The following is a 25537-nucleotide window of genomic DNA, read 5'->3' on the forward strand; positions in this document are numbered from 1 at the left end:
TTATCCTTTCTGGTGCAAAGGCCGTTTTAGTAGCCAATCCACATCTATTTTATCACCGACCGCAAATTCATGCTGGCCAAATTTTTCAAATCCGTATTTGGAATAGAATTTCTGAGCCTTGTAATTATGTTCCCAAACTCCCAGCCAAACCCAATCACAGCTTGACTGCTCTGCTTTTTCCAAAGCAAAATCAAACAAGACCTTCCCAAGACCGCGGCCTTGAAAAGCATGCAAGAGATAGATACGCTGGATTTCAAAGGCGTTTTCCAGCTCCTGCTCCGTCTGGGCAGGACCCTGGTTGAGCTTGAGATAACCAGCTATCTGATGATCAACTCTTAGAAAATAGTGCTGGCAGTTGGGATCCGATAACTCCCTAGTCAAGACTTCCAGCGAATAAGCTTCCTCGAAGAAGTTTTCTAATTCTTCAGGGTCATTATCGTGAGCAAAGGTCTCGGCAAAAGTCTGCTTAGCAAGGTCTTGTAGAATAGAAACTTCTTCTAATTGTATTGGGTCAATCTGCACTTTGGCACCTCCCTTTTCTAAATATGCCTGGAAAGTCGCAGAATAGCGATTTCCTTCTACTCACTCCTACGGAGTTACGACGCTCTAAGGTTGAAAACGACATTTTTTCAACCTTAGAGCTAGTGAGACGATTAGACAGTTCGCCATAGCGACTGTCGTCTCATAAATAGGTGCTTTAGCACCATTTATGAGTATCGAAGTCTGACGTTCTTAGGTTGAAAACGATACTCTTTCAACCTTAGAACTAGTGAGGGGAGTAGGTAGACCGCTATAGCGGCTATCGTTTCTCTCAAACAACAATCAACTAATTTTATCGGATTACGACCGTCCGTGGTTACGACGCTCTAAGGTTGAAAACGACATTTTTTCAACCTTAGAGCTAGTGAGACGATTAGACAGTTCGCCATAGCGACTGTCGTCTCATAAATAGGTGCTTTAGCACCATTTATGAGTATCGAATTACGACGGATTTCAAGCAAAACGATATTTTTTGCTTGAAATCCTAGTAAGGTAGCTAGGGAAGTCGCAGAATAGCGATTCCCGTCTACTTAAGAGCTGACTTTGTCAGCCTTAAGTAGTGCTACGTTAAAATTGCTCCGAGAATCGTACATCGCCTTGGTAGAATCCACGAATATCGTTGATACCGTAACGGAGCATGGCAATACGTTCCTGACCGAGACCGAAGGCAAAGCCAGAGTACTTGGTTGAGTCAATCCCACTCATTTCCAATACTTGTGGGTGGACCATGCCGGCACCGAGGATTTCAATCCAGCCTGTTTTCTTACATACGTTACAGCCGTCACCGCCACACTTGAAGCAAGAAACATCCACCTCAACAGATGGCTCAGTGAATGGGAAGTAAGATGGACGGAGACGAATTTGACGCTCTTCACCAAACATTTTCTTGATGATCATTTCAAGCGTACCTTTGAGATCACCCATGGATACATTTTCACCGACAACCAAACCTTCAATCTGGTGGAACTGGTGGCTGTGGGTCGCATCGTCCGTATCACGACGGAAAACACGGCCTGGCGAAATCATCTTCAAGGCACCTTTTGAGAAATCATGCTGATCCATGGTCCGTGCCTGAACAGGCGACGTATGGGTCCGCATAAGGATTTCTTCTGTGATGTAGAAGGTATCCTGCATATCACGTGCTGGGTGGTCTTTTGGCAAATTCATGCGCTCAAAGTTGTAGTAGTCTTTCTCCACTTCAAATCCGTCAACGATTTGGAAGCCCATGCCCAAGAAAATATCTTCGATTTCTTCAGAAGTCTGAGTCAAGACATGGCGTTTCCCGACCTTGACCTGACGACCTGGCAAGGTCACATCAATGGTTTCTGAAGCTAATTGCTGCTGAATTTTGGCTGCAGCAACCTTCTGAGCTGTTTCTTCAAAGGCAGCTGTCAGCACGTCACGTACTTCATTGACCTGCTTACCAACGATTGGTTTCATGTCGTTAGATAGGTCTTTCAAACCTTTCAACAAGTCAGTCAAGGACCCTTTTTTACCCAAAACCGCAACACGCAGGTCTTGTAGTTCTTTTTCTCCTTGGTGCTGGATTTCTTTTAACTTTTCAAGTGTAGTTTGGCTTAATTCAGCCAACTGTTGTTCAATGTTTGACATAATTCCTCCAATAAAAAAACGCATGACACCACTCGTATCGGAGCGTTGTCACGCGGTACCATCCGTTTTCATCTGCTAGGCAGATCTTAGTTCTATGAACCTGTATTCACAAGTGAAGTGTCGCACGGTGAATAAAGGTTCTAAGTCCTTGCGTGAGTGAATTCGACCAACTTTCACTGATTGAGCTTGCAGTCACGGCTCAACTCCCTGGACAGTTTCCATAGGTGTACTAGTCTCACAGACTTCTATTCAATTAAGAGTATTCTATCAAAAATAAGAAAGTTTGGCAAGAAATCTTCCCATAAAAACTCCTTCTATCTAGGATAGAAAGGAGTTTACATTTAGAACATGTATTCATAAGCGAAGTACTTAAAAATAAGAACTAGTTTTTCGCTCATCAAGGCTGTTTTTTGAAGGAATTCTGGCTGTATTTTGCCAAAAACTATCCTTAGATGGAAGTGCTGAACTGTTGATACAGGTTTTTATAGTTTTGCCTGCCATTTATTGGTCCAAACATTTTCATTTGGCACACCATAGAATGCATCTTTCCCTTCTAATTTATCAAGGAGGGATTCAATCGTGTTTTTATTATGATGGTAGGCATTGATAGCAGTTTTGACCATGGTAACATCGTGAAGGTGAGTTGTATAGTTTAGTGAAACGAAAATAGTTGGAACTTCATGTACATACCAAGGAACTTCATTGGACATGGCCGTTTTCCACTGGATGCGGTAATTATTCTGCGCTCCATATCCAATGATATTGGCAACCGTTAAAGCTAAATCAACTTCTTCTCGGTATTGCAGCGTTTTTCCTTTGATCCGAGTCGTACCATCATTGACGGTCACTTCATAACCACGCGCTTCCAAGGCAGCTTTAAGGTTATCAACCACTTCGGTACTTGCCGCCATAATCCCTTCTTTTTCACCTTCTAGGTAATACAAACGGATTCTGCGATGGGTTTCTGGACTGATTGGAAGATTTTTCTGTGTATCTTTCAACAGCGTAATTGCTTTGTCTGCTGCTTCACGTTGCCAAGCCAAGTGTTCTTCACAGCCGATAATAGCCAATTCATCAGCTGATTTTAGTAAAGTTCCTTCCGCTTGCTTGATATGCAGATTGAGTTTGGCTTTCAGACCTAAAATGCGACGGAGAGCATCTTGAAGGCGTTCTTCAGTAATCACTCCCTTGCGGTAGCCATTGAGCATAAATTCAAAATCTTCTTCCAAGTTATTGAAGAATAAGAACATATCGCAACCCGCAGCAATGGCTGCTGGGACATAATCTTCACGACGCATCGCTGCTGTCATCCCCAACATGTGGCTGGCATCTGTTATGACCAAGCCATTGAATTCCAGTTTTTCTTTCAATAAATCTTGAATCAATTCGGGAGCTAGTGTTGCAGGCAAAATATCTTCGTCCTTCAAACTTGGATTCAATGTTTGTTGATAGTAAGGCAAGGCTATATGACCCGCCATAATCATCTCAACACCAGCTTCAATATGATGACGATAGACACGACCAAAACTCTTGTCCCATTCTTCTGGAGAGAGCTCATTGACACCGAGGACTAGGTGCTGATCACGTTCTTCTGTACCATCTCCTGGGAAATGCTTGATACATTGAATTACATCTCTTTCAGCAGTCAATCCTTCCAAATAGGCACTGGTATAGGCAATAACATCATCAGCATTGGTACCGTAGGCTCTGGTATTGACGATAGTATTGCGCCAGTTCTGAACAATATCCACACAAGGGTCAAAGTTGACATTTACACCTAATGCAGTCTCCTCTCGCGCAGATACGAGACCTGCTAGGTAGGGGATACGAGGATCCCGACTGGCTTCAGATTGAGCGCCTGAGGAAATATAGGTTCCTCCTTTCACAGCTCCATCTCCACCTGAGTCGCAGTTCGCTGCAACCAAGAGAGGTACTTTTGAATAGCTTTGCAAGTCGTTAATCAGTCCTTGTACCTGTTCTGGACTACCATTCATATAGCGGGCGCCACCTATGTGGTACCGGTCAATCAATTCCTGATTACTCAAATTATTTCCGCTAAAAGCATCTCCTCCGAAGAAGAATAGATTGACAAACAATTGACCGATTTTTTCTTCATCAGTCAGATGAGCCAAGGTATTTTCCACCCAAACAATCTGCTCTTCATTCAAACAATAGGGTTTCTTCCGCAAATCAACCAATCTAGGCATTATTTCCTCCTTATTTTCCTCGCCAAATACGTGTATCTACCAAACCACAGTAGGCATCTACAGGCGATACTCCTGTAAAGGCTGACTCTCCTGCTAATTTGGTAACCAAGGCTTCTAAAGTGACAGGCAAGCCATCATAGGCATTGATATAGGTTGCAACCTGTGGCATATCTGCAAGTGCAAACGGGTGCTGAACAGAGACAACAATGGTTGGAATTTCGTGAACATAGAAAGGCTGGTCTGGTGTTCCCTTGGCAGCTGGCCAAATAATCCGCTGAGTTGTCCCTCCTGAGTTGACATCGACTAAATTGATAATCAAATCATAGTTATCTGTGATTTCTGCAATAGGACGCTTAGAAGCATAGACATTTGCAATCGCTGCTGGTCTTTCTTCTTCTGGCAATTTGGCAATCCGTACTTCTGTATTTTCCCAGATAGATACTTGGTGCCCTCGAGCTTCTAATAGTTCTTTCAGCGTATCGGCTGCTCTCTTCTTGCCAGCATTGATCATGGCGCCAAAACCACCCTTATAGCCATCTACTTCTACCAACAAAATACGTTTGTAGCGTTCTGGATTGACTGGGAAAATTCCTTCTTGTTTGGCTTTTACCAAGGTAATCGCCTTGTCAGCTACTTCTTTTGCAAGCTGTTTTGCCTCATCTCTACCAATCAAAGCCAGTGCTTCTTCTTTTGGCAACATGATTTCCTGACGACGACCTTCAAACAAGTGAAGACCGAGTTTAGCTTTCAAGCCCAAGGTACGACGAAGAGCATCATGGAGGCGTTCCTCAGAAAGCAGACCATTTTCCAATCCTTCTTTCATCCATTGCAAATCTTCTTCTGGATCGTTGAAGAAAAGGAAAAGATCACATCCTGCCTCAATTGCTGTAGGCAATAGCTCTCGACGCGGCATAGATGCTGTCATACCGATCATGTGACTGGCATCCGTTACAATGGCACCATTGTAACCTAACTCTCCACGAAGCAACTCATCCAAGAGGGTTTTATTCAGCGAAGCTGGCAACATGTCATCCAATTCACGTTCTGGATGCATTTCTTTCTCAACATTTGGCAAATGAATGTGCCCCGCCATAATACCTGGAAGACCTGCGTCAGCCATCTCACCGTAAATCCGTCCAAATGTTTCCATCCATTCAGACTTGGTCATGGGATTCGAAGCAAAAGAAAGATGATGGTCACGTTCATCAATACCATCGCCTGGGAAATGCTTAGCAAACGACACAATTCCGTGTTCCATAATGCCACGCATGTATTCTTTGGATAATTCAATGACTTGGTCTACATTAGCTCCCCAAGTTCGGTTTGCAATGATTGGATTGCGCCAATTACGGCTGAGGTCCATAATCGGTGCAAAGGAGGCATTGCAGCCTACCGCAGCTGCTTCAAGTCCTGCAACTTTCCCCATTTCATAAGCATAGCGGGGATCAGCTGTCGCAGCAATCTTGATTTCATCCCCAATTTTCGTTCCATCCGTAACAGCGCCATTCCCACCAGATTCGGTATTGGCTGCAATCAAAAGGGGAATCTTAGACTTGGTCTGCAAAATATAGTTTTGCTCCCAAATATCTGCAGCAGGTCCAGGATTGTAACGAACAGCAGCAATCTTATAATCATTTAATACTCCAGTCAGATAGTCTTCCGTCCGCTGGCTCCCCATGTTGACAAAGAGATGACCGATTTTTTCATCCAAGGTCATCTGAGCAATGGTTTCTTCAATCCAAGAAATAGCCTCTTCGTCAAGGCTGTAAGGTTTCTTCCGTAAATCTACTAAATGTGTCATATTTGCCTCCAAAAAAGAAACTGAGAAAAAGTCCTAACACTACTTCTCAAAGTTAGTGTCAACATCTCAGCGCAGTGGTTGATTGGCTTTAACAGTCCAGTGGACTGTTAAAGGTTGGAGATAAGATTTGCGAAGCAAATCTCAGCAATTCGTGTACTACACTCCAAATCTGACCATTACGACAGTTGCGAACAAAGTTCGCTCCATTTCCAACCTCAAACTGTCTCCCAGACAGTTTGAGCTGTGCGGGGGTGGGAGTGAAACAGTCTGGGGATAGACTGTTTCAGCTCAACAACTAGAAATAAAGACTTGTTGACGAACTCTTTTTTGAATGGTCGAGTTCTTTCCTGCTCCCCCTTCTCTCTAGTCGTCTAAATTATTCCAAAATGCCTGTGTCAATTTTGTTTCTTTCTCACCTGTGAATGCTTGATGAGCAAATTCATCTGCAATTTTTTCTGTCAAATCTGTCCAAGATTGCATCTCTCGTCCTACTAAAATAGGATAGAAATGGACACCGTTCAATTCCGCTGCCTTTAAATCACCAGGCGAGTCACCAATCATCATAATCTTATCAGGACAATACCCTTCCTCTATTAACAGTTTGATGACATCTTCTTTCTTACCACGGTCTTGACAGTACAATTCTGTAACATAGTCCATCAAACCTTGGTCTGTCCACTCTTCTTCTACTGCTTCCTTATTAGCAGAAGAAACAACGTAGACTTTTCCTAACTGGCTCAATTTTTCCAAGCCCTTGTGAACGCCGATGAAGGCTAAAACAGGACCGCTATACTGCTTAATGGCTTGATTGACTTGAGTGGACCATTTTAAAGCGAGTTCCAAATCTTTAGACGGCTGCTCCTCTATCAATCTTTCCAGAGAAGCATTTGACAAAGAATCTGTGGTCGCGACCCAATTTTTCAAGTTGTCTATACCCGTCACACCTGCAAATTCTAGGCCTTTGACTAAGCCTACAAAACGGTTAATGCCACGTTCTCGCGAGTACAGATTAACTCGATTCCATTCAGCTAAAAACGGTTCTTTATCTTTGACATCAAAAACATCTGCAGCCAAGGGGCCGAAAAAAAGTTTATGTTTGTAGGTCATGGTGTCCATGGCGCAGCCATCAGAGTCCACACAAAATACGTATTCCATCTTCATCATTAGACTCCTGAATAGGCTGAGAAGCCACCGTCAATCGGTAAAACAACACCATTGACAAAACTTGCCAAATTCTCATCTGCCAAGAAGAAGACTCCTCCGACCAACTCTTCGGCTTCACCAAACCGTCCCATTGGTGTATTGGTCAAAATCTTGTTGGCACGTGCGGTCGGTTGACCTGCCTCATCAAACAGCAAACCACGGTTTTGGTTGGTAACCAAGAATCCAGGCGCAATCGCATTACAACGGATGCCAACTTTTGAAAAATGGACTGCTAACCATTGGGTAAAATTACTAATAGCAGCCTTGGCACCTGAATAGGCTGGAATTTTTGTCAAAGGAGTAAAAGCGTTCATGCTGGAAATATTGATAATATTTGCTCCAGAGCGACCGATCATATCCTGTGCAAAGACCTGTGTTGGCAATAAGGTTCCTAGATAATTTAGATTGAACACAAAGTTGATACCTGCTTCATCCAAGTCGAAGAAAGTTTTGGTATCAGCTGGCAGTCCAATCTCATGGAATTCATTGTCAGTTGTCGCTTTGGGACTATTGCCTCCAGCACCATTGATCAAAATATCTACAGGACCAAAATCTGCTAGGACTTGCTTGCGAACTTCTTCCAAATTTTCCTTAGAAAGAACGTTAGATTTATAGGCTTTCGCAACGCCTCCTGCTGCTGCAATCTCATCAACGAAGACCTGAGCCGCAGCCTCATTCAAGTCCAAAAGCGCAACCTTTGCACCTGCCTTAGCAAATTCTTTTGCCAAATAGCCACAAAGAACGCCTCCTGCACCTGTAATAACAACGACCTTATCCTTAAACTCAATAACACGTGACATATTAGCTCTCCTTATTTCCAACTGTTTTGACTGTAATTCCAAAATCTGGTGTCTTGCCTGCTGCTCGCATATTGGCTTCATAGAGACCGTTAAAGTAGGTTGCCCCAAGGGCTCGGTCATACAGACCATAACCAGGTGTCTTGGTCTGGTCTCCCCAGATACGACGACCGTGGTCTGGACGCAAGGCACCAGTCCAGTCATAGTCTACCAATAATTTAACAACAGCGTTCATGTCAATGTCACCAGCCTGTGACAAATGTGCAGTTTCTTGGAAGCCCCAAGCACCTGCCGTCACATTGCGCGTATGCATAAAATTGATGCGATTGCGTTTGAGAGCATATTCTGTCATGGCAAGGACATTATTTTTCGGATCAGAAGCATAGGATCCGACACACATGGTAATTCCATTGTGCTCTGAATCATAGAGATTCAAAAATCGTTCAACGGCTTCTTGACCAGTGATGATGCGCGGTAAACCAAAGATTCCGTAGGGCGGATCATCAGGATGAATGGCCATTTTGACGCCAGCCTCCTCAGCCGTTGGCATAATCGCTTTGATAAAATACTCCAAATTCGCCCATAAATCTTCTTCGGAAATATTCTGACGATAATTTTCGATAATAGCCTTCATTTCTTCCTTGGAATAGGATGAATCCCAACCTGGTAAGTTCAAATCATCCGCCACAGGATCAACACCTGCCAAATCAGATTTGAGGAAAGCTAAAGAGGTCGATCCATCTGGAAGTGGGTGATGCAAGTCTGAACGGGTCCAGTCAAACACAGGCATGAAATTGTAGCACACAACTGGAATACCTGCAGCCCCTACATTACGGATGGAAGTTTTATAGTTTTCGATTAACTCATCGCGATTTGACTTCCCTTGTTTGATGTCTTCATGAACAGGAATGGATTCAATAACAGTAATTTCAAGTCCTGCCTCTTCTACCATTTTTTTCAGCTCTAGTATGTTTTCAAGGGGCCAAGCTTGACCAACTGGCACATCATAGACAGCAGTCACAATTCCCTGCATACCAGGAATCGCCTTAATCTCCTCAAGTGTCACAGGATCCTTTTTCCCATACCATCGAAATGACATTTTCATGATTTACTCTCCTTTATTGTTCAAAAAATTCTTTGGCATTGTAATAGGATATGGCTTCTACAAACCGCCCTAAACGATTGTAATCTTCAGGCACTTCTTCATCAACAATCCATTGGCCGACATAAGTCGCTAAAATGCGTCTGAAATAATCATGCCGTTGATAAGATAAAAAGCTACGCGAATCGGTCAACATACCAACAAAATTAGCAAGCATACCCTGTTCTGCATAGGCATTCATCTGGTCAATCATGCCCAACTTGGTGTCATTGAACCACCAACCAGCACCAAATTGTAGCTGGCTACGAAGCCCTTCCTCATTGGACTGGAAATTCGCCAAAGTATTGGCCAGAGCAATGTTGTAACTTGGATTGAGATTGTACCAAATCATTTTTGGAAGGGCATTTTCCTTGACCAAGTTATCTAACAAACGATTCAAATTCACAGTCAGACATGTCTGGTCTCCAATCGAATCCACACCTACATCTGCTCCAAGTTTTTCAAACAGTCCGGTATGGTTGTTCCGTAAGGCACCAAAGTGAACTTGTGTCACAAAGCCATGTTTCTTGTACAATCGGCACAATTCTCTAAAGATAGCAGTCTGCCATTTATTGATACTGGATTGGCCAACCTCTTTACCTGCAAGTCTTGCTAGTAAAATATCATCAAGCTCTTCAAGGCTTGCTTCTTCGTATGAAATAGCCGTAAAACTGATGTCACTTGCTCGACAACCATGTTGAACAAAATAGGAAACGCGCTGACCAAGTGCCTCTACAAAACTTGCAAAGTCTCTTACTGCTACCCCTGTTGCTTCCTCCAAGCGTTTAATAAATGAATTGAAATTTCGATGTTCTATAAAGGCTTCATCTGGGCGGAAAGTTGGTGCCACTACAGTATCTATAGTTGAGTCCTCAGCCAAACGCTTATGCCATTCCAAGCTATCTAGTGGATGGTCAGTTGTCCCAATAAAGGTCACCCTAGCATCCGCAATCAGCTTCCGTGGACTAACTTGATGTTCTTGCAAAAAGGCATTGAGCTGATGATAGAGTCGCTCTGCATTTTCTTCGGTCAACAATTCCTCAACACCGAAAACCTGTCGCAATTCCAAATGACTCCAATGATAGAGAGGATTTCCGAAAGCCCGTTCCAAGGTTCTTGCCCAAGCCTTAAACTTATCTAATTTACTTGCTGAACCTGTGATTTCTTCTTCTGAGATACCATTTGCCCGCATCAAGCGCCACTTATAATGGTCCCCACCCAGCCACAGATCAACAATATCTTCATAAACCTTATCTTCAAAAATTTCCTTAGGATCCAAGTGGCAATGGAAATCATAGATAGGAAGCTCTGCTATTTTCCCGTAAAGCTCCTTAGCAGGCTCATTTTTTAGCATAAAGTTTTTATCATTAAAACTCATTTCATCCCTCCAAAGCTGCAACAAAACTGCGAGCAATCGTCGTTACACTTTCATAGCCTTCAGCCTGCACTCGACTTGCCAGAGCTGAACCGACTCCAACAGCACAAGCGCCTGCCTTTTTCCAATCTGCAACATTTTCAACTGACACTCCGCCTGAAGGCATCAAATCTACGTCAGGAATAGGACCGTGAATATCCTTGATAAATCCAGGACCCAACACGCCACCAGGGAAAAGCTTGATAATAGGACATCCCGCCTGACTAGCTGTGACAATCTCTGTTGCAGTTGCACAGCCTGGGAAGTAGAATACCTCAGCCTCTTGCGCCAAGTCTTGAATTTCTTTATCAAAATGAGGACTAACCAGGAAACTAGCACCTGCATCAATGGCCGCTTGTGTCAGCTTAAGATTCATTACTGTTCCCGCCCCGATGACTACGGAAGAATCGTCTGAGAACTCCTCTTGTAATTCTTTGATAACTGTCGCTGCATTTGGAGTCGAAAATGTAATTTCAATATTTCGAATACCTCCCAAAATCGCATGGCGAGCGATTTCTTTCGCATCTTCTTCATCTTTTCCGCGAATCACTGCGAAAAAGTAATTTTCTTTTAATTGCTTTAACATCTTGACCTCCAATTAGAAAGCGTTGTCATTTATAGTTATAGTATACAATTCATCAGATGATTTGTCAATAAAAAAGCAAAAAATACCCAGAAGAATTCTTCTGGGCAGTCTATTTTGTTTTTCTATTTACGATCATTGAGACCATGCAAGGTCATATCTTTATCGAACCATTCGCCTAAAACAACCTGTCTTACTGATATAATATGTGCTAACATGCTATCATAAGCCGCAACAGGGTGGCGTTGCTTGATAGCCATTAAGATGTTCCTGTGGGCCTGTAAACTATCCGATTTCATCTGACGATTTGAGTAATTTTCATTGATCAGATGAATAGATTGATTAATGACTGGCATCAGACTAGTCATTGCCAGATTCCCACTCATCTCAGCCAGCATACAGTGGAATTTCACATCCAACTCCAGATGCTTCGTGTCTCCAGCTGCAACGGCCTCTTCAATAGCAAGGACAATTTCTTCTAGTCGAGCAATATCTTCGTCCGAAGCAAACTGAGCGACACGCTCCGCAATTCTCGGTTCAAGCAAATACCGCACCTCAAACAAATCCGTCGTCAACTTTACACGGTCTCTTACCAAAGAAAAACCTAGGGGATCCTCTGATACTCCTTTTTTAGAGCTGATATAGGTTCCCGACCCTTGGCGCACCTCCAGAATATTTCGAGTAGCCAAACTTCGAACAGCTTCACGAACAGTCGAACGTCCAACTTCTAAATCTTGGGCCAATTCATACTCATTTGGAAGCTTGTCACCAACTTTATATCCTCTTTCCAAAATCAATTCCAATAAGCGTTCCGATGCTTTTTCTACCAAGGGTTTCGCCATGTGCTTGGTCCTCCAATACAACTTTCTATTTGCTACTATTATAGCTCATTTCCTCTTATAATGGTAGTTTGGAATGGCAGTCCAACGTTTCTTTATTTCTCTAACAATTTGCTTCGGTTGACGGTTCCGTGAGAATAACCCCTTATGATTTCCTTGAATCCGAATAATACCAACCGTGGTTTCAAAATCAGCAAAATTCCAGACCTGCTCACCAACCAAATTAGGAATAGAATCAAAGACTCGATGGTTCATCTCATAGTAATCCACCTGAAATTCCTCTGTATAAGGAATATCCCACATCGAATGCAAGCCTGGAAGAGTATCTGCACCATATTCCGTAATCAAAATCGGCTTGTCAGGATAAAGTTTTTGCCAAGTCTCCAACTCTTGACGGAGCCCTTTCTCTGCCGCCTTCAAGTCACCTTGAGCAACATACCAACCATAATAACGATTGAGACAGACAACATCGACCAAATCCATAACCTCATCCTTATCAGGCGTTGCTGTCATAATATTGACCAAGGTCACAGGACGCTTAGAAGGATCTCTGTCCCTCATGCGCTGAATCAGAGGTTCAAAGTAAGCACGTGCTCCCTTTTCATGCCCTGCCGGTTCATTGGCAACAACCCACATCACTACAGAAGGATGATTCTTATCACGCGCTATCAATTCATCAATCACCAGCTCATGAGCCTCCTTGGTTTGCATAACTTCCCAAGTATTTTTTACTTCTTCAGAATCACCTGTCAAATTCAAGGCTGCATTGAAAAGCTGGAACAGGCCAACTGCTGGCACTTCATCAATAACGACGATTCCCAAACGATCTGCCAGCCGCATCATTTCCTCAGAATAGGGATAATGAGATGTCCTAAAAGAATTTGCTCCAATATCCTTCAGTAAGTTCAAATCCATCAGATTGGCTGCTTCATTGAAACCACGACCATTAATAAAGGTATCTTCATGTTTACCAAATCCCTTGAAATAGAACGGTTTTCCATTGATAAAAAACTGCCCATTTTCAACCGCAACACTACGAATGCCGAATTGTTCTGAGTAGGTATCTAGCAAGTTTTCTCCGTCAAATAATTCAACTTTAGCAGTATAGAGATAGGCATCCAAGACCTCCCAAAGGCGTGGATGTTCAATGACCATTTGTCCATTTTCAAGAAGACCTACTTCCTGTCCCTCTTGATCTAAAATAGACATACGGATGGAATCGTACTGCCCAACTATCTTCACATCAACATTCACTACCGCCTGAGTCAAATCTTGATTTAGCTCCGTCCGAATAACAATATCCTCAATCCTATTTTTGGGACGTTTATAGAGATGGACTGTCCGCTGGATACCAGCATAGTTGAAAAAGTCAAAATTCTCCTTGACGGTCTTCACAATTTGACCATTCTCATCCACTTCTTCGCTATAATTCCCTACTGGAAGGGTTGTGTAATTCAACTCATTATTGGCACAGACTGTCAAACGGAATTGGTCAGCGTCGTATAAGTTTGATGGAATCAAGCATTCAAAAGGTGTGAATCCACCCTTGTGCTCCCCGATTAACTGACCATCTGCATAGACTTTGGCCTGATGCGTCACCGAACCAAAACGCACAACCAACTCCTCATCAGCTGATACGACAGGGAGAGCTACCATGAGTTCATACCAATTATCTCCGACAAAACGACGCTTTGCTTTATCGACAACAACATCATTAAAGGAACTCGGTACAACCATTACTTCATCTGTATCTAACAGACTATGAACATCATTGCTCCCTTGCTTAAAAGCCCATATTCCATTTAAAGAATAAACTGAGCGTGTTTTTGTTTGTATAGGATACAACATACTTTTTCCTTCTTTCTATCGTTTTATTTCACGTGACCCTTTTTTCAATAGCAAATCAATATCTGATTGACTGATGACATTAATGTCCCCTTCAATGGTATGTTTGAATTGAAAACTAGCCATCCCCAAGTCGACTATTTCCTGTGGCGTTTTTTCCTGCAAATAGCCCAAAATAATTCCTGCTGTAAAGGCATCCCCTGTCCCAACTCGGTCCAAAACTTGAATGGATTCTTTTTCCGTTTCATAAAGAATACCATCTTGATACAAGTATGCTTTCAGCAAATATTCATTATTGTAGGTCATTTCCCTCTGGGTAAAAGCAAGACTTTGCAAAGAATACGCCTCCGCTAGACCTTTAACCACCGCCAACAAGACTTCTTTATTTTCATAAGGGCGCTTCAACCCCAGTTCATCCTTCACATCTTGACCAGATTCATTGAAGAGTTGAATAGGCTCTAGACCAAAGCAAATATCTGCTAAACCTACAAAAGGAGATAATTTCTCCCTCGCTTCTTCAAAAGAAGACCACAAACTTTCTCGATAATTCAAGTCAAAGGAAACCTTAACACCCTGCCCCTTTGCCATTTCCATCAAACGAAAGGCTAGGCGATAAATATCTGGATTCAAAGCGACCGTTATACCACTCACATGAAACCAATCGACACCGTCAAACATACCTTCCAAATCATAGTCTTCTTCCTTGGATAAGTTGAAAGCAGAATAATCACGGTCGTAGGTCACCTGGCTAGGTCTAAGAGAGAAACCCTTTTGATAATAATAAAGCCCCAGCCTTCCCTCTTTTCGAATCACATTTTTCTGTCCAATCTGCCTTGCAAATAGAAAGTGTTCTGCCATTTTTCCCACTTCATTCTTAGGCAGTGCCGTCACCAACTCGACTGAGTGACCAAGCTGAGCCAAGCTGGCTAAAACATTCAACTCCGAACCACCAAACTGACAATCTAAACTCGTGGCCTGTGTTAAGGTCTGATAATGAGGAGGAGATAGCCGCAATAAAACTTCTCCAAACGCTAAGATTTTTTTCATACCGCCTCCTAGATGAAAGACCCAGCTGGAAGCCTCCAACTAGGTCGTTAATGTATTATTTATCGTCGTATTGATCAACCTTATATTGAGTTACATCAACATAATCCATATCAGATAATGGAACATTTTTCGCAATCGCACGCACACGTTCTTCATCTTTTGCCGCTTTCATAACATGGATTTTTTCTTGAATACGAGCCATTTCTTCACGATCTAGTTTGTAGAATTTCATCAAGAACAAGGATACGCTCAATACCACTGCTGGAATCACTGTCAACAGGACAATCAGTGCCAGTCTCAAATCTGTTGAGAATGCTGTTTCAACAGTTGGGTACTCTTTACCAAAACCGATACCTGCTAATACAAATCCAACAACCATTGGAGCAAATGAAGAAGCAATTGAGTCTGTCAATGAGAAGATAGTCCCAATCATACCTGACAAGTAACGACCAGATACTGATGTTTCATAGTCTGTAATATCCGCACCCATGGTCAATACCAAACCAGATGGAGCACTGGATGCGTAGCGAGCAATGATATAAACAACAAAGAAACCGATTGTGTAGAGATTCCAATTTGTCAAATCCAACATACCTGGTTTAGCTGAAAAGAGCATTGCTGCCAAGGTCACAAGACCAGCAATCCCAAGTTGAAGCGCTGTAATATAAGCAAAACGTAAACCTTTACGACGAGCCAATTGCGCAGCACCAACTGTTACAAGAATACCTGGCAAAATCAAAAGCATAGACATTTTTCCAGAAAGAGCATAGTCACCGAAGATAATACCATACAACATAACCCCGATAACGGAATCTCCAAACAGTTGAGCAACAAATTTTACAAAGGCTGCAGAGATTGAAAGAACCTGCAAAGGTTTGTTTCCTTTGATAACTTTCCAGTAGTCTTTCAACTTAGTTTCCTGTGTCTTCTCACCAAGACCAAAGTATTTCTTATTGTCTTTCTCCCAAATACCGATAATAGCAAGAATACCCAGAACAGCTGAAATTACTACTACACCGAGGAACAATTCTTGGAAGAAACTTGGAGTGAAACCACCATGTTTCGGAACCAATGTCCCTGACACAACAACCTGACTACCAGTCATCAATACAGTTGTGGCAATACCATCAACAATATTAAAGATTGGACGTTGCTTTGGATCATTGGTAAGCGCAACTTGTCCTGCTTTTGTAATAGTCTGTTGCAATGAATAACCAATTTTATGGATAATCAAAACAAGGATGAATAGAGGAAGACGGAGGTTTTCACTCACACCGCTTAAGCCCAACATCATAAAGAGAGAAGCTGCTGTAATGATATTTCCCAAAACCAAGATAGGACGATATTTACCAAACTTAGTATCCGTTTTATCAATGATAACTCCGATTGTAGGATCGATGAAACCATCAAAGATACGAATATAGCCCATGAGTTGACTAACAAACAGGGCTGCCAGACCAAGCACGCCTGTCGATAAATAAGTCACGAAAGTAAAGGCAACCAAGTAAATATTCGTCGATGAATTGTTCATCGCAAATAATATAATTTGCCATAACTTGGCTTTGTTATAAGTAACGTCTTCGACACGTTGCTCAACATGTTTTTCCATTGGAAATTCCTCCTAAATGTTTTCTACGACAAAGTCGTAAGCGTTTTCTTTAACTATATTCTAATATTCATCAGATGATTTGTCAACTGTTTTTGTAAATTTTTTTAATTATACGCAAAAAAAGACGATTTTACGTGAAAATCGTCTGATATATTTGATTTAGCGAGGGAGAATTCGTCTGACTATTTATTGATTCGCTACAATTTCCCCACTATTGTAGTTAATGCTGAGGCCACTCTGCACATTCGGCACAAAGACATTAAACTCCAAGCTGCCATCGGATGATTTTGCTTCCAGATGACTTCCAACTGGAAGCAAATCATCCTCATCAGCATAGATCAAGGTTACACGGTAGCGAACACGTTTGTTCTTGTCTAAGGCTTTTCGTACTAAGGTTTCAAAATAGTTTTGCCCCGTCGAATCCTCAGCCCTTGACTGATTAGCCCAAGCTGTTTGAACAGCGATATTTTTAGGATTACTAGTCGAAGCATCGTAGCCTTTTAAACCGCCAATCAAGGCATAGCCCAGCAGATGCCCTCTATCAATCGCATGATCATAGGAACCTTCCAAATCCTGCACCTGATGCCAACCTGCTGGAGTCCATGAGGTTGAACCATTTCCTGTTTCTTCACGACTCTTGTACTGCCGCGTTGATTTCGCCAAAAGAGCATTTGCCACCGTTGGAACCGTTTCTCCCTGCACAGTCTTTGTCTTGTTATCCGCATAAGGCTTACTTGTAACCGAAGCATCCAAATCGGTCTTATTGCCGTTGATAATAAAAGCACCAGCTCCATTCCAGTCAATCGAATTGCCCAGTTGTTTTTTTACATCTTCTGTCAATACCGAACTAGCCAGTTCCTGACTAGGTGTGCTCTCACTTGCCTTAGACTGATTGACATAATAGGAATAATCAGCAACGTTACTGCTCTTGTTATCACTTAAAAGATAGCCACCCGCTACTACAACAATCGTAGCCAATAAGCTGAGCAGACTCATTGCTTGTTTTTTTACATTTTTCTTCGCCATTTTCTCTCCATCAAAAAAGCAGGTCCAGCCTACTTTCCTGTAAATTTACCGATTAGTTCTTGCCACTTAGCTGGTGACAACACCGCAAATACATTGTCTCCATCTCCTATGACACCGTAACCAACCATTAATCCTAAAATAAACACCAAAATAGCAATCAACAAAACAACTGCTACTAAGATTAAATTTTTACCAACATAGCTAAGATTATCCTTATACATTTTCATATTCTCCACTCACACGTTCAATCGTTGCACCTAAAGCAGCTAATTTCTCATGAAAACGATAATAACCTCGATCTAAGTGCGTTAATTTACCTACAATCGTCTCACCTTCAGCAACCAAACCTGCCAAAATCAATGCAGCACTAGCTCGCAAATCAGTAGACATAACCTGAGCACCTTGCAGAGCTTGTCCTCCCGTGATGATAGCTGTATCTCGTAAAATTTCCGAATGCAAATCCATCCGACGCATTTCTTCCAAATGCTGGAAACGATTCTCAAATACCGTTTCAATCATGGTAGATTCACCCTTTGCAACTGCCATTAGAGCTGTAAATTGAGCCTGCATATCCGTTGGGAAGCCTGGGTGTGGCAAGGTTTTTACTGTTACGGGTTTGAGCTTGTCCACCTGTGAACGTACTCGAATCCCTTCAGCTTCTTCCGTCACCTCAACTCCCATTTCCAACATCTTAGAAATGAGTGGACGGTTGTGCTCCCAGACAGCATCCTTAACCAAGACATCGCCACCAGTCATTGCCGCTGCCACCATAAAGGTACCTGCTTCGATGCGGTCTTGCACCACTTGGTGTTCTGCTCCATGTAGTTGGTCCACACCAGTAATGGTAATGGTTTCTGTTCCTGCTCCCTTGACATTTGCCCCCATTTTGTTGAGGAAAATTGCCAGGTCAACGATTTCTGGTTCCCGCGCAGCATTCTCCAAAACAGTTGTACCCTGCGCCAGCGTTGCAGCCATCATCAAATTTTGCGTTGCCCCAACACTTGGGAAGTCCAGATAGATATGGGCGCCCTGCAAGTTCTCTGCACTTGCCTCAATGTAGCCAGCCCGTTGCTTAATCTTAGCCCCCATAGCTTGGAGCCCTTTCAAATGCAAATCAATAGGACGACTACCAATTGTACAACCTCCTGGCATAGAAACCTTGGCATAGCCATTCCGAGCCAAAATTGGCCCCAGAATGACAATAGAAGCCCGCATTTGACTCACATACTTATAAGGAGTTTCACTACCAAGTTTACCTGTTGCGTCAATATCGATAGTCTTTGTTTCCTCGTCAAATTTCACACGAACTCCCAGACCACGTACAACATTATTCATTGTATAGACATCAGACAAAATAGGAACCTGAGTCAATTTGGTTTGCCCTTGACTTGCTAGGACAGTCGCCGCCAACAAAGGTAGAACAGCATTCTTAGCTCCTTCGATTTCCACCTGACCTTTCAAGCCAGTTTTACTACCTGTAACAATAATTGTATCCATATATTACTCATTTCTATTTAAATATTAGCAAAAGAACGACCTACGACCAATAATTCCAAGAAAAATGTTGAAACCAAATATCCTAGAGCAATAGCTAGAAACAAGATTAGTAGGTTGATTTTGCGCTGATTTTCACCTGTTACTTTTAAAAAATTTGACCAATCAACTGTTGAAACTAACAGATGATAGCTCAAATAGATAAAAAGTAGATGACTAAAAAACTGTAAAATTGAAATTACCATGTTTCCATTATACCATGAAATTAAAAAATGGAACTGAACCAAGTTCAATTCCATATAGATTAATGTTTTCCAACACGAATACGATTTATCGCACGTTGGAGGGCGACTGTTGCACGCATCTCCATATCAATATTACGAGCAGTCTGTGCTTCTTCCAATTCACGTTCCGCGCGCAATTTGGCACGTTCCGCACGACTAATATCAATATCCCGTTCCCGCTCAGCAGAATCAGAAATGACCGTAATAATATCCTTGTTGACTTCAATGATTCCACCATTGACCGCAATCCAGTCTACATGGTTTTCATCATCAACACGACGCACTTTCATTTCACCGATTTCCAAAACTGCAATCAGTTCTTCATGTCCAGAATAGACACCCATCTCACCATCAACCGTTTTGACCAAAACAAATGCTGCATGATGGTCATATTTGATACCGTCTGGTGTTACGATTTGTACAGTCATTTGTCCCATAAGCCACCTCTAGAATTTCATTTTAGCAGCTTTAGCGACCACATCCTCAATTGAACCAACATTTCGGAAGGCATCTTCTGGTAGATGGTCGTGTTTGCCGTCCAAGATTTCCTTAAAGCCTTTCACCGTTTCAGCTACTGGCACATAAGAACCTGGCATACCTGTAAATTGCTCCGCAACATTGAAGTTTTGAGAGAGGAAGAATTGGATACGACGAGCGCGACCAACCAAGGTCTTCTCTTCATCTGACAATTCGTCCATACCGAGAATGGCAATAATATCTTGCAATTCTTGGTAACGTTGAAGAACACGTTTTACTTCCATGGCCACTGCATAGTGCTCTTCACCAACGATTTGTGGAGAAAGCGCACGAGATGATGATGCCAATGGATCCACCGCAGGGTAGATACCAAGCTGAGTCAACTTACGTTCCAAGTTGGTAGTCGAGTCCAAGTGAGCGAAAGCTGTCGCTGGAGCTGGGTCTGTATAGTCATCCGCAGGTACGTAAATGGCCTGAATAGATGTAACAGAACCCTTCTTAGTTGAGGTAATACGCTCCTGCAATTGTCCCATCTCAGTTGCAAGTGTTGGCTGATAACCAACGGCTGATGGCATACGACCCAAGAGGGCAGACACTTCTGAACCAGCCTGAGTGAAACGGAAGATGTTATCGATGAACAGAAGAACGTCCTGACCTTCTACATCACGGAAGTATTCCGCAATGGTCAAACCAGTAAGAGCAACACGCATACGGGCTCCTGGTGGCTCATTCATCTGACCAAATACCATGGCCGTTTTTTCAATAACACCTGATTCTTTCATTTCCCAGTAAAGATCGTTCCCTTCACGGGTACGCTCGCCAACTCCGGTAAACACAGAGATACCACCGTGTTCTTGGGCAATATTGTGAATCAATTCTTGGATAAGAACGGTTTTACCAACACCGGCACCACCGAAGAGACCAACCTTACCACCTTTTAGATAAGGTGCTAGGAGGTCGATAACCTTAATCCCTGTTTCCAAAATTTCGCTTGAAGTAGATAATTCGTCAAAAGCTGGCGCTTTCTTATGGATAGGCTCACGTTCAAAATCTGCCGGAAAAGACTCTTCAAGGTCAATGGTATCTCCCAACACATTGAAGACACGACCCAGCGTTTCTTTACCGACTGGAACAGAGATAGGACGACCTGTATCGAGAACTTCCATCCCACGTGTCAATCCATCCGTTGATTCCATGGCAATGGTCCGTACAACGCCATCACCAAGTTCCAAAGCCACTTCAAGCACGACTTTTTGTTTGGAATCATCATTTTTATATACAACGAGTGCGTTGTTAATCTCAGGAAGTTTATCTTCTGCTGCAAACGCAACGTCTACAACTGGTCCGACAACCTGAGTAATTTTGCCTGAACTCATTCTATTTCCTCTATTTCTATTACTCAAGGGCTGAGGCACCAGCTACAATCTCAGTAATTTCCTGAGTAATCGCTGCCTGACGAGCCCTATTGTATTGGATTGTCAAATCGTTAATGACATTCTTAGCATTATCCGTCGCTGTCTGCATGGCTGTCATACCTGCTGCATTTTCAGCAGTTTTGGCATCCAAAATCGCTCCGTAAATAGTTGACTCTGCATACTGCGTCAAGAGTTGCTCCAGAATCACTTCACGGTTTGGCTCCAGTTCAAAAGTGGCTGTGTAGCCGTCCGCTTCATTGTGGTCCAAATCTTCTACAGGAAGCATCTGTTGCACACGGACCTGACTGGTCAAGCTATTGACATGGTGGTTGTAACAAACATACAACTCATCAAACAGTTCATTCTTATACATTTCAACAGACTTGGAAATGATTTTTTGAACCTCTTCAAAACTTGGATTATCTGCTAAACCACGCAATTCAAAGACAGGATTGATACCACGCGCACGGAAGAAATCAGCTCCCATACTACCAATAGCAATAATCTCATACTCGTCTTTCGACTCATGATCCTGTTCAATCATCCCCATCACAGCCTTCAAAATACTGGAATTATAAGAACCTTTTAGTCCACTATCAGATGTAATGACAATATAACCAGATTTTTGAACTGGACGGCGAATCAGCATTGGATTGCTTGTATCTGAAGCCATCAATTCTCCACGCAAGAGGTCTGTTGTAATCTGACGAACCTTACTAGCGTAGATCTGAAAGGATTGCGCTAATTGCTCTGATTTGGCTAGTTTAGAAGCCGAAACCATCTGCATGGCACCGGTGATTTGACTGGTTTTCTTAGTAGATGCAATTTTTGACTTGATTTCATTTAGAGAACCTGCCATTATTCACTCCTTTACTTAAAGACAGACTGGTCTTTGAAGGCTTGAATTGCAGCGTTCAACTCATCTGTATCAGGTAGATCTTTGGTTGTACGAATGACATCCAAAAGATTATCATAATGCAAATCAAAATAAGCATACAACTCTTCTTCAAATGCCAAGATATCATCAATTGGCACTGAATCCAAGAAGCCGTTTGTCAAAGCATACAAAATCAAAACCTGTTTTTCAACTGGAAGCGGCTTATGCAATGGTTGTTTCAACACTTCCACAGTCCGACGACCACGGTTGAGTTTGGCCTGAGTAGCCGCATCCAAATCGGAACCAAATTGCGTAAAGGCTTCTAATTCACGGTATGAAGCCAAATCGATACGAAGGGTACCTGCAACCTTTTTCATGGCCTTAATCTGTGCCGAACCACCTACACGCGATACGGAAGAACCCGCATCAATCGCTGGACGGATACCAGAGTTGAATAAATCGTCCTTCAAGAAGATTTGTCCATCCGTGATTGAAATCACGTTGGTCGCGATGTAAGCTGAAATATCTCCCGCTTGTGTTTCGATAAATGGTAGTGCTGTAATGGAGCCGCCACCCAGTTCATCTGAAACCTTTGCTGAACGCTCTAGCAAGCGGCTGTGCAAGTAGAATACATCCCCTGGATAGGCTTCACGACCCGGAGGACGACGAAGCAAGAGAGATAATTCACGGTAAGCTACCGCTTGTTTTGACAAATCATCGTAAACAATCAAGACGTGTTTGCCTTCATACATGAACTCTTCTGCCATCGCAACACCAGCATAAGGAGCCAAGAAAAGCAATGGAGATGGTTGTGAAGCAGATGCTGTTACTACGATTGTGTAATCCAAAGCACCATATTGACGAAGGGTTTCAACCTGAGTACGAACAGTTGACTCTTTCTGACCGATAGCCACATAGATACAAATCATATCTTGGCCTTTTTGGTTGAGAATAGCATCGATAGCTACAGACGTCTTCCCTGTCTGACGGTCACCGATAATCAATTCACGCTGACCCCGACCAATCGGAACCAAAGCGTCAATAGCCTTAAGACCAGTTTGAAGCGGTTCATTAACCGACTTACGTTGCATAACACCTGGTGCTGGATATTCAATCGGACGAGTCTTACTAGTACGAATTTCACCAAGACCATCCACTGGTTGACCAAGTGGGTTGATGACACGACCAATCAAAGCCGAACCAACTGGTACTTCCATAATTTTACCAGTCCTACGAACAACAGAACCCTCTCGGATATCTGTAAATTCACCCAGAATGATGATACCAACATCGTTGGTTTCTAAGTTTTGTGCCATACCAATGGTGCCATTTTCAAATACCAAAAGCTCTCCACTCATGGCATTGTCAAGACCTTGCGCACGAGCGATACCGTCACCGATATAGGTTACGACACCAGTCTCTGTGTAGTCAAAGTCAGGCTGAAAGCCTTCAATTTGTTGTTTTAGTAAAGCGCTAATTTCTTGTGCATTAATCAAAAGAACACCACTTTCTATTTTCTAAAGTTTTTTTCTAACGTCCTTCAACTGTGTCCGAACGCTTGCATCGATTACCTTATGGTTAACCGTTACAATAAAACCACCGAGGAGACTTTGATCAAGTTCTTCCGTGATATTGCGTACACGCAAGGAAAATCGTTGTTCTACCAAGTGACGGAGACGCTCTTTTTGAGCTTCTGTCAACGGATAGACTGAAACCACACGGGCTTCAAATTCATTTTTAAATTTACTGATTTGTAATTGGACACGCTCAAGGGTTTCAAGAAGCAAGTCTGCATGACCATCACGAATAACATCTTCAATCAAGTCATTGATTTGCCAGAAACTAGATTGACGTACCGTCCTTACAAAGTCAGCCTTTTCTTCTCTCGATACTGTCGCTGACAGCAAGATTCGATTCAGCTTACTATCATGAATGATGGAAATCAAGTCAGAAATCTGGTCATACATATCCCAAATATCTGCATGATCACTGACTTTTTCAACAAATGATAGAGCATATTTTTGCACGATGGCATTTTCTCTAGCGTTCATCTACTTGTCTCCTAGTTTGTCCAAATAACGGTCAATCAAGTTACTATGAGCTTGTTGGTCCAAATCTTCCAAAATAATTTTGCTTGCAAGATCAACTGCCAATTCAGCAACTTGAACACGCAAGTTTTCTTGTGCTTCACGTTTTTCAGCTTCAATTTCCAATTGAGCTTTTTGCTTCAATCCTTGAATTTCAACATCTGCTTGCTCAAGAATACGTTTTTTCTCTAGTTTTGCACGTTCAACCGCATCTTGAATAATCTTTTGACTTTCGATACGTCCCTGTACCAACTCATCTTCACGTTGTTGAACAAGGTTTGCTGCTGCTGTTAATTTTTCTTCTGCAGCATCAATATCGTTCGCAATTTTATTGGCACGTTCTTCAAAAATACCTGTAATTTTATCCCATGCAAAAACACGAATAAGAATAATAAGTACTGCAAATGAGACTGTTACCAAGATAAAGTTTCCAAGAATGGTACTAGATTGCATTGTAATAGTTGTTGCCATAGTTGTCTTTCCCTTTCCTATTCACTCTCACTACTGATTTTTTTATTTAAGTACATAGATACCAACATGATAAATACATATCCCTGCAAGCATGAAATGAATACAGAAAATGCTGTCCAAACAACGTTCAGAGCAAAGGCAATTGGATATGCAAGTGCACTTTGTTGAGATAATTGTAGAAGAAGAGAGACAAGCACTTCACCAGCATAAATGTTACCGTACAGACGAAGAGCAAGCGACACAAGGTTGGTCACTTCTTCCAAAATGTTCATTGGAGCCATAGCCCAAGGTGTCACAAAAGATTTGAGGTATGCCTTGAAACCGCGACGACGAATACCCTCAACATGACAAAATACTGTTGCAATTGTTGCCAAACCGAAATCGTAAGCCATATTGGCCGTTGGAGAAGTCCACAAATTATGTCCTTCTGCTGTTTCCAATTTGGTCATCAAACCTAGATTATTGGCAACCAAAAGAAAAGTAAAGACTGTAAAGAAGAACAAGGAATACCGCTTTGCTTCCGCATCGCCAAGATTCCCTTTTGTAAAATTGATGGTCAATTCGTAAACGTACTCCAAAACATTCTGTTTTCCTTTAGGCTTGAGCTCCATCCGACGACTAGCCCAAAAAACAAGTAAGAAAATAATGGAAATGGTAATGACAGAAACCAATACCATGGTCAGGTCAAAGGTTACGGGACCAAGGGTAAGGGTTGGACTTAAATGTTCTTCCAATGGAGGTTCCCCCCTTTTCTATTTCTCTATTTTCT

Annotated in this window: 24 protein-coding genes; all 24 read right to left on the reverse strand. The window is 42.4% G+C overall.

Annotation, left to right across the window (positions count from 1 at the left end):
• The 24 genes from P7J36_RS01550 to atpB all read right to left on the reverse strand — a co-directional run bounded on the left by P7J36_RS01550 (position 1) and on the right by atpB (position 25502).
• A complete protein-coding gene (locus P7J36_RS01550) occupies positions 1 to 522 on the reverse strand; it encodes a GNAT family N-acetyltransferase (protein WP_408550947.1) in 522 nt (173 codons plus the stop codon).
• A gap of 585 nt (positions 523 to 1107) precedes the next feature.
• Positions 1108 to 2151 (reverse strand): phenylalanine--tRNA ligase subunit alpha, encoded by a 1044-nt coding sequence (gene pheS / locus P7J36_RS01555; RefSeq protein ID WP_002939760.1) that lies wholly within the window; start codon positions 2149 to 2151, stop codon positions 1108 to 1110.
• A gap of 482 nt (positions 2152 to 2633) precedes the next feature.
• The gene (locus P7J36_RS01560; RefSeq protein ID WP_408550946.1) at positions 2634 to 4358 is read right to left on the reverse strand and encodes a glycoside hydrolase family 3 protein; all 1725 of its coding nucleotides are present in this window, start codon (positions 4356 to 4358) and stop codon (positions 2634 to 2636) included.
• Positions 4359 to 4368: 10 nt separating this feature from the next.
• Complete coding sequence (locus P7J36_RS01565; RefSeq protein WP_408550945.1) at positions 4369 to 6159, reverse strand: glycoside hydrolase family 3 protein; 1791 nt, start codon at positions 6157 to 6159, stop codon at positions 4369 to 4371.
• 363 nt (positions 6160 to 6522) lie between these two features.
• On the reverse strand, positions 6523 to 7323 hold the full coding sequence (locus tag P7J36_RS01570; protein WP_408550944.1) for an HAD family hydrolase: 801 nt from the start codon (positions 7321 to 7323) through the stop codon (positions 6523 to 6525).
• Entirely contained in the window at positions 7323 to 8162 is an 840-nt protein-coding gene (locus tag P7J36_RS01575; protein ID WP_408550943.1) for an SDR family oxidoreductase, read from the reverse strand. The genes P7J36_RS01570 and P7J36_RS01575 overlap by 1 nt, the downstream gene beginning before the upstream one ends.
• Before the next feature lies 1 nt (position 8163).
• A complete protein-coding gene (locus P7J36_RS01580; protein ID WP_408550942.1) occupies positions 8164 to 9264 on the reverse strand; it encodes a mannonate dehydratase in 1101 nt (366 codons plus the stop codon).
• 13 nt (positions 9265 to 9277) lie between these two features.
• Positions 9278 to 10678, reverse strand: coding sequence for a glucuronate isomerase (gene uxaC / locus P7J36_RS01585; RefSeq protein ID WP_408550941.1), 1401 nt, complete (start codon positions 10676 to 10678; stop codon positions 9278 to 9280).
• A 1-nt stretch (position 10679) separates the two neighbouring features.
• Entirely contained in the window at positions 10680 to 11300 is a 621-nt protein-coding gene (locus P7J36_RS01590; protein ID WP_408550940.1) for a bifunctional 4-hydroxy-2-oxoglutarate aldolase/2-dehydro-3-deoxy-phosphogluconate aldolase, read from the reverse strand.
• A 122-nt stretch (positions 11301 to 11422) separates the two neighbouring features.
• Positions 11423 to 12139, reverse strand: coding sequence for a FadR/GntR family transcriptional regulator (locus tag P7J36_RS01595; protein WP_408550939.1), 717 nt, complete (start codon positions 12137 to 12139; stop codon positions 11423 to 11425).
• Positions 12140 to 12184: 45 nt separating this feature from the next.
• Positions 12185 to 13984 (reverse strand): beta-glucuronidase, encoded by a 1800-nt coding sequence (gene uidA / locus P7J36_RS01600; protein ID WP_408550938.1) that lies wholly within the window; start codon positions 13982 to 13984, stop codon positions 12185 to 12187.
• A 15-nt stretch (positions 13985 to 13999) separates the two neighbouring features.
• Complete coding sequence (locus P7J36_RS01605; protein WP_408550937.1) at positions 14000 to 15028, reverse strand: PfkB family carbohydrate kinase; 1029 nt, start codon at positions 15026 to 15028, stop codon at positions 14000 to 14002.
• A gap of 55 nt (positions 15029 to 15083) precedes the next feature.
• Positions 15084 to 16637 carry an MFS transporter gene (locus P7J36_RS01610; protein WP_408550936.1) on the reverse strand — a complete coding sequence of 518 codons (1554 nt, stop codon included), beginning with the start codon at positions 16635 to 16637 and terminating at the stop codon, positions 15084 to 15086.
• A gap of 186 nt (positions 16638 to 16823) precedes the next feature.
• Complete coding sequence (locus P7J36_RS01615; protein ID WP_408550935.1) at positions 16824 to 17663, reverse strand: DNA/RNA non-specific endonuclease; 840 nt, start codon at positions 17661 to 17663, stop codon at positions 16824 to 16826.
• A 29-nt stretch (positions 17664 to 17692) separates the two neighbouring features.
• Positions 17693 to 17884 (reverse strand): DNA-directed RNA polymerase subunit beta, encoded by a 192-nt coding sequence (locus tag P7J36_RS01620; RefSeq protein WP_398582420.1) that lies wholly within the window; start codon positions 17882 to 17884, stop codon positions 17693 to 17695.
• A complete protein-coding gene (gene murA, locus P7J36_RS01625; RefSeq protein WP_408550934.1) occupies positions 17877 to 19160 on the reverse strand; it encodes a UDP-N-acetylglucosamine 1-carboxyvinyltransferase in 1284 nt (427 codons plus the stop codon). The genes P7J36_RS01620 and murA overlap by 8 nt, the downstream gene beginning before the upstream one ends.
• 17 nt (positions 19161 to 19177) lie before the next feature.
• Positions 19178 to 19402, reverse strand: coding sequence for a DUF1146 family protein (locus P7J36_RS01630; protein WP_398582418.1), 225 nt, complete (start codon positions 19400 to 19402; stop codon positions 19178 to 19180).
• 59 nt (positions 19403 to 19461) lie between these two features.
• Complete coding sequence (locus tag P7J36_RS01635) at positions 19462 to 19878, reverse strand: F0F1 ATP synthase subunit epsilon (RefSeq protein WP_002936007.1); 417 nt, start codon at positions 19876 to 19878, stop codon at positions 19462 to 19464.
• Between the two features lie 9 nt (positions 19879 to 19887).
• Positions 19888 to 21294 carry a F0F1 ATP synthase subunit beta gene (atpD, locus tag P7J36_RS01640; protein WP_024407431.1) on the reverse strand — a complete coding sequence of 469 codons (1407 nt, stop codon included), beginning with the start codon at positions 21292 to 21294 and terminating at the stop codon, positions 19888 to 19890.
• 19 nt (positions 21295 to 21313) lie between these two features.
• The gene (locus P7J36_RS01645; RefSeq protein WP_002939795.1) at positions 21314 to 22192 is read right to left on the reverse strand and encodes a F0F1 ATP synthase subunit gamma; all 879 of its coding nucleotides are present in this window, start codon (positions 22190 to 22192) and stop codon (positions 21314 to 21316) included.
• Between the two features lie 11 nt (positions 22193 to 22203).
• Positions 22204 to 23724, reverse strand: coding sequence for a F0F1 ATP synthase subunit alpha (atpA, locus tag P7J36_RS01650; protein ID WP_408550997.1), 1521 nt, complete (start codon positions 23722 to 23724; stop codon positions 22204 to 22206).
• A gap of 3 nt (positions 23725 to 23727) precedes the next feature.
• Positions 23728 to 24261: a F0F1 ATP synthase subunit delta gene (locus P7J36_RS01655; protein WP_002936016.1), complete on the reverse strand. Its 534-nt coding sequence runs from the start codon at positions 24259 to 24261 to the stop codon at positions 23728 to 23730.
• Positions 24262 to 24768 carry a F0F1 ATP synthase subunit B gene (atpF, locus tag P7J36_RS01660; RefSeq protein ID WP_002939801.1) on the reverse strand — a complete coding sequence of 169 codons (507 nt, stop codon included), beginning with the start codon at positions 24766 to 24768 and terminating at the stop codon, positions 24262 to 24264. It lies immediately after the preceding gene.
• A 17-nt stretch (positions 24769 to 24785) separates the two neighbouring features.
• Positions 24786 to 25502, reverse strand: a complete 717-nt coding sequence (atpB, locus tag P7J36_RS01665) for a F0F1 ATP synthase subunit A (RefSeq protein ID WP_002936020.1) — start codon at positions 25500 to 25502, stop codon at positions 24786 to 24788.
• Positions 25503 to 25537: the final 35 nt, after the last annotated feature.

Origin of the sequence: Streptococcus suis (assembly GCF_046032115.1) — a bacterium.
Classification (GTDB): Bacteria; Bacillota; Bacilli; order Lactobacillales; family Streptococcaceae; genus Streptococcus; species Streptococcus suis_AJ.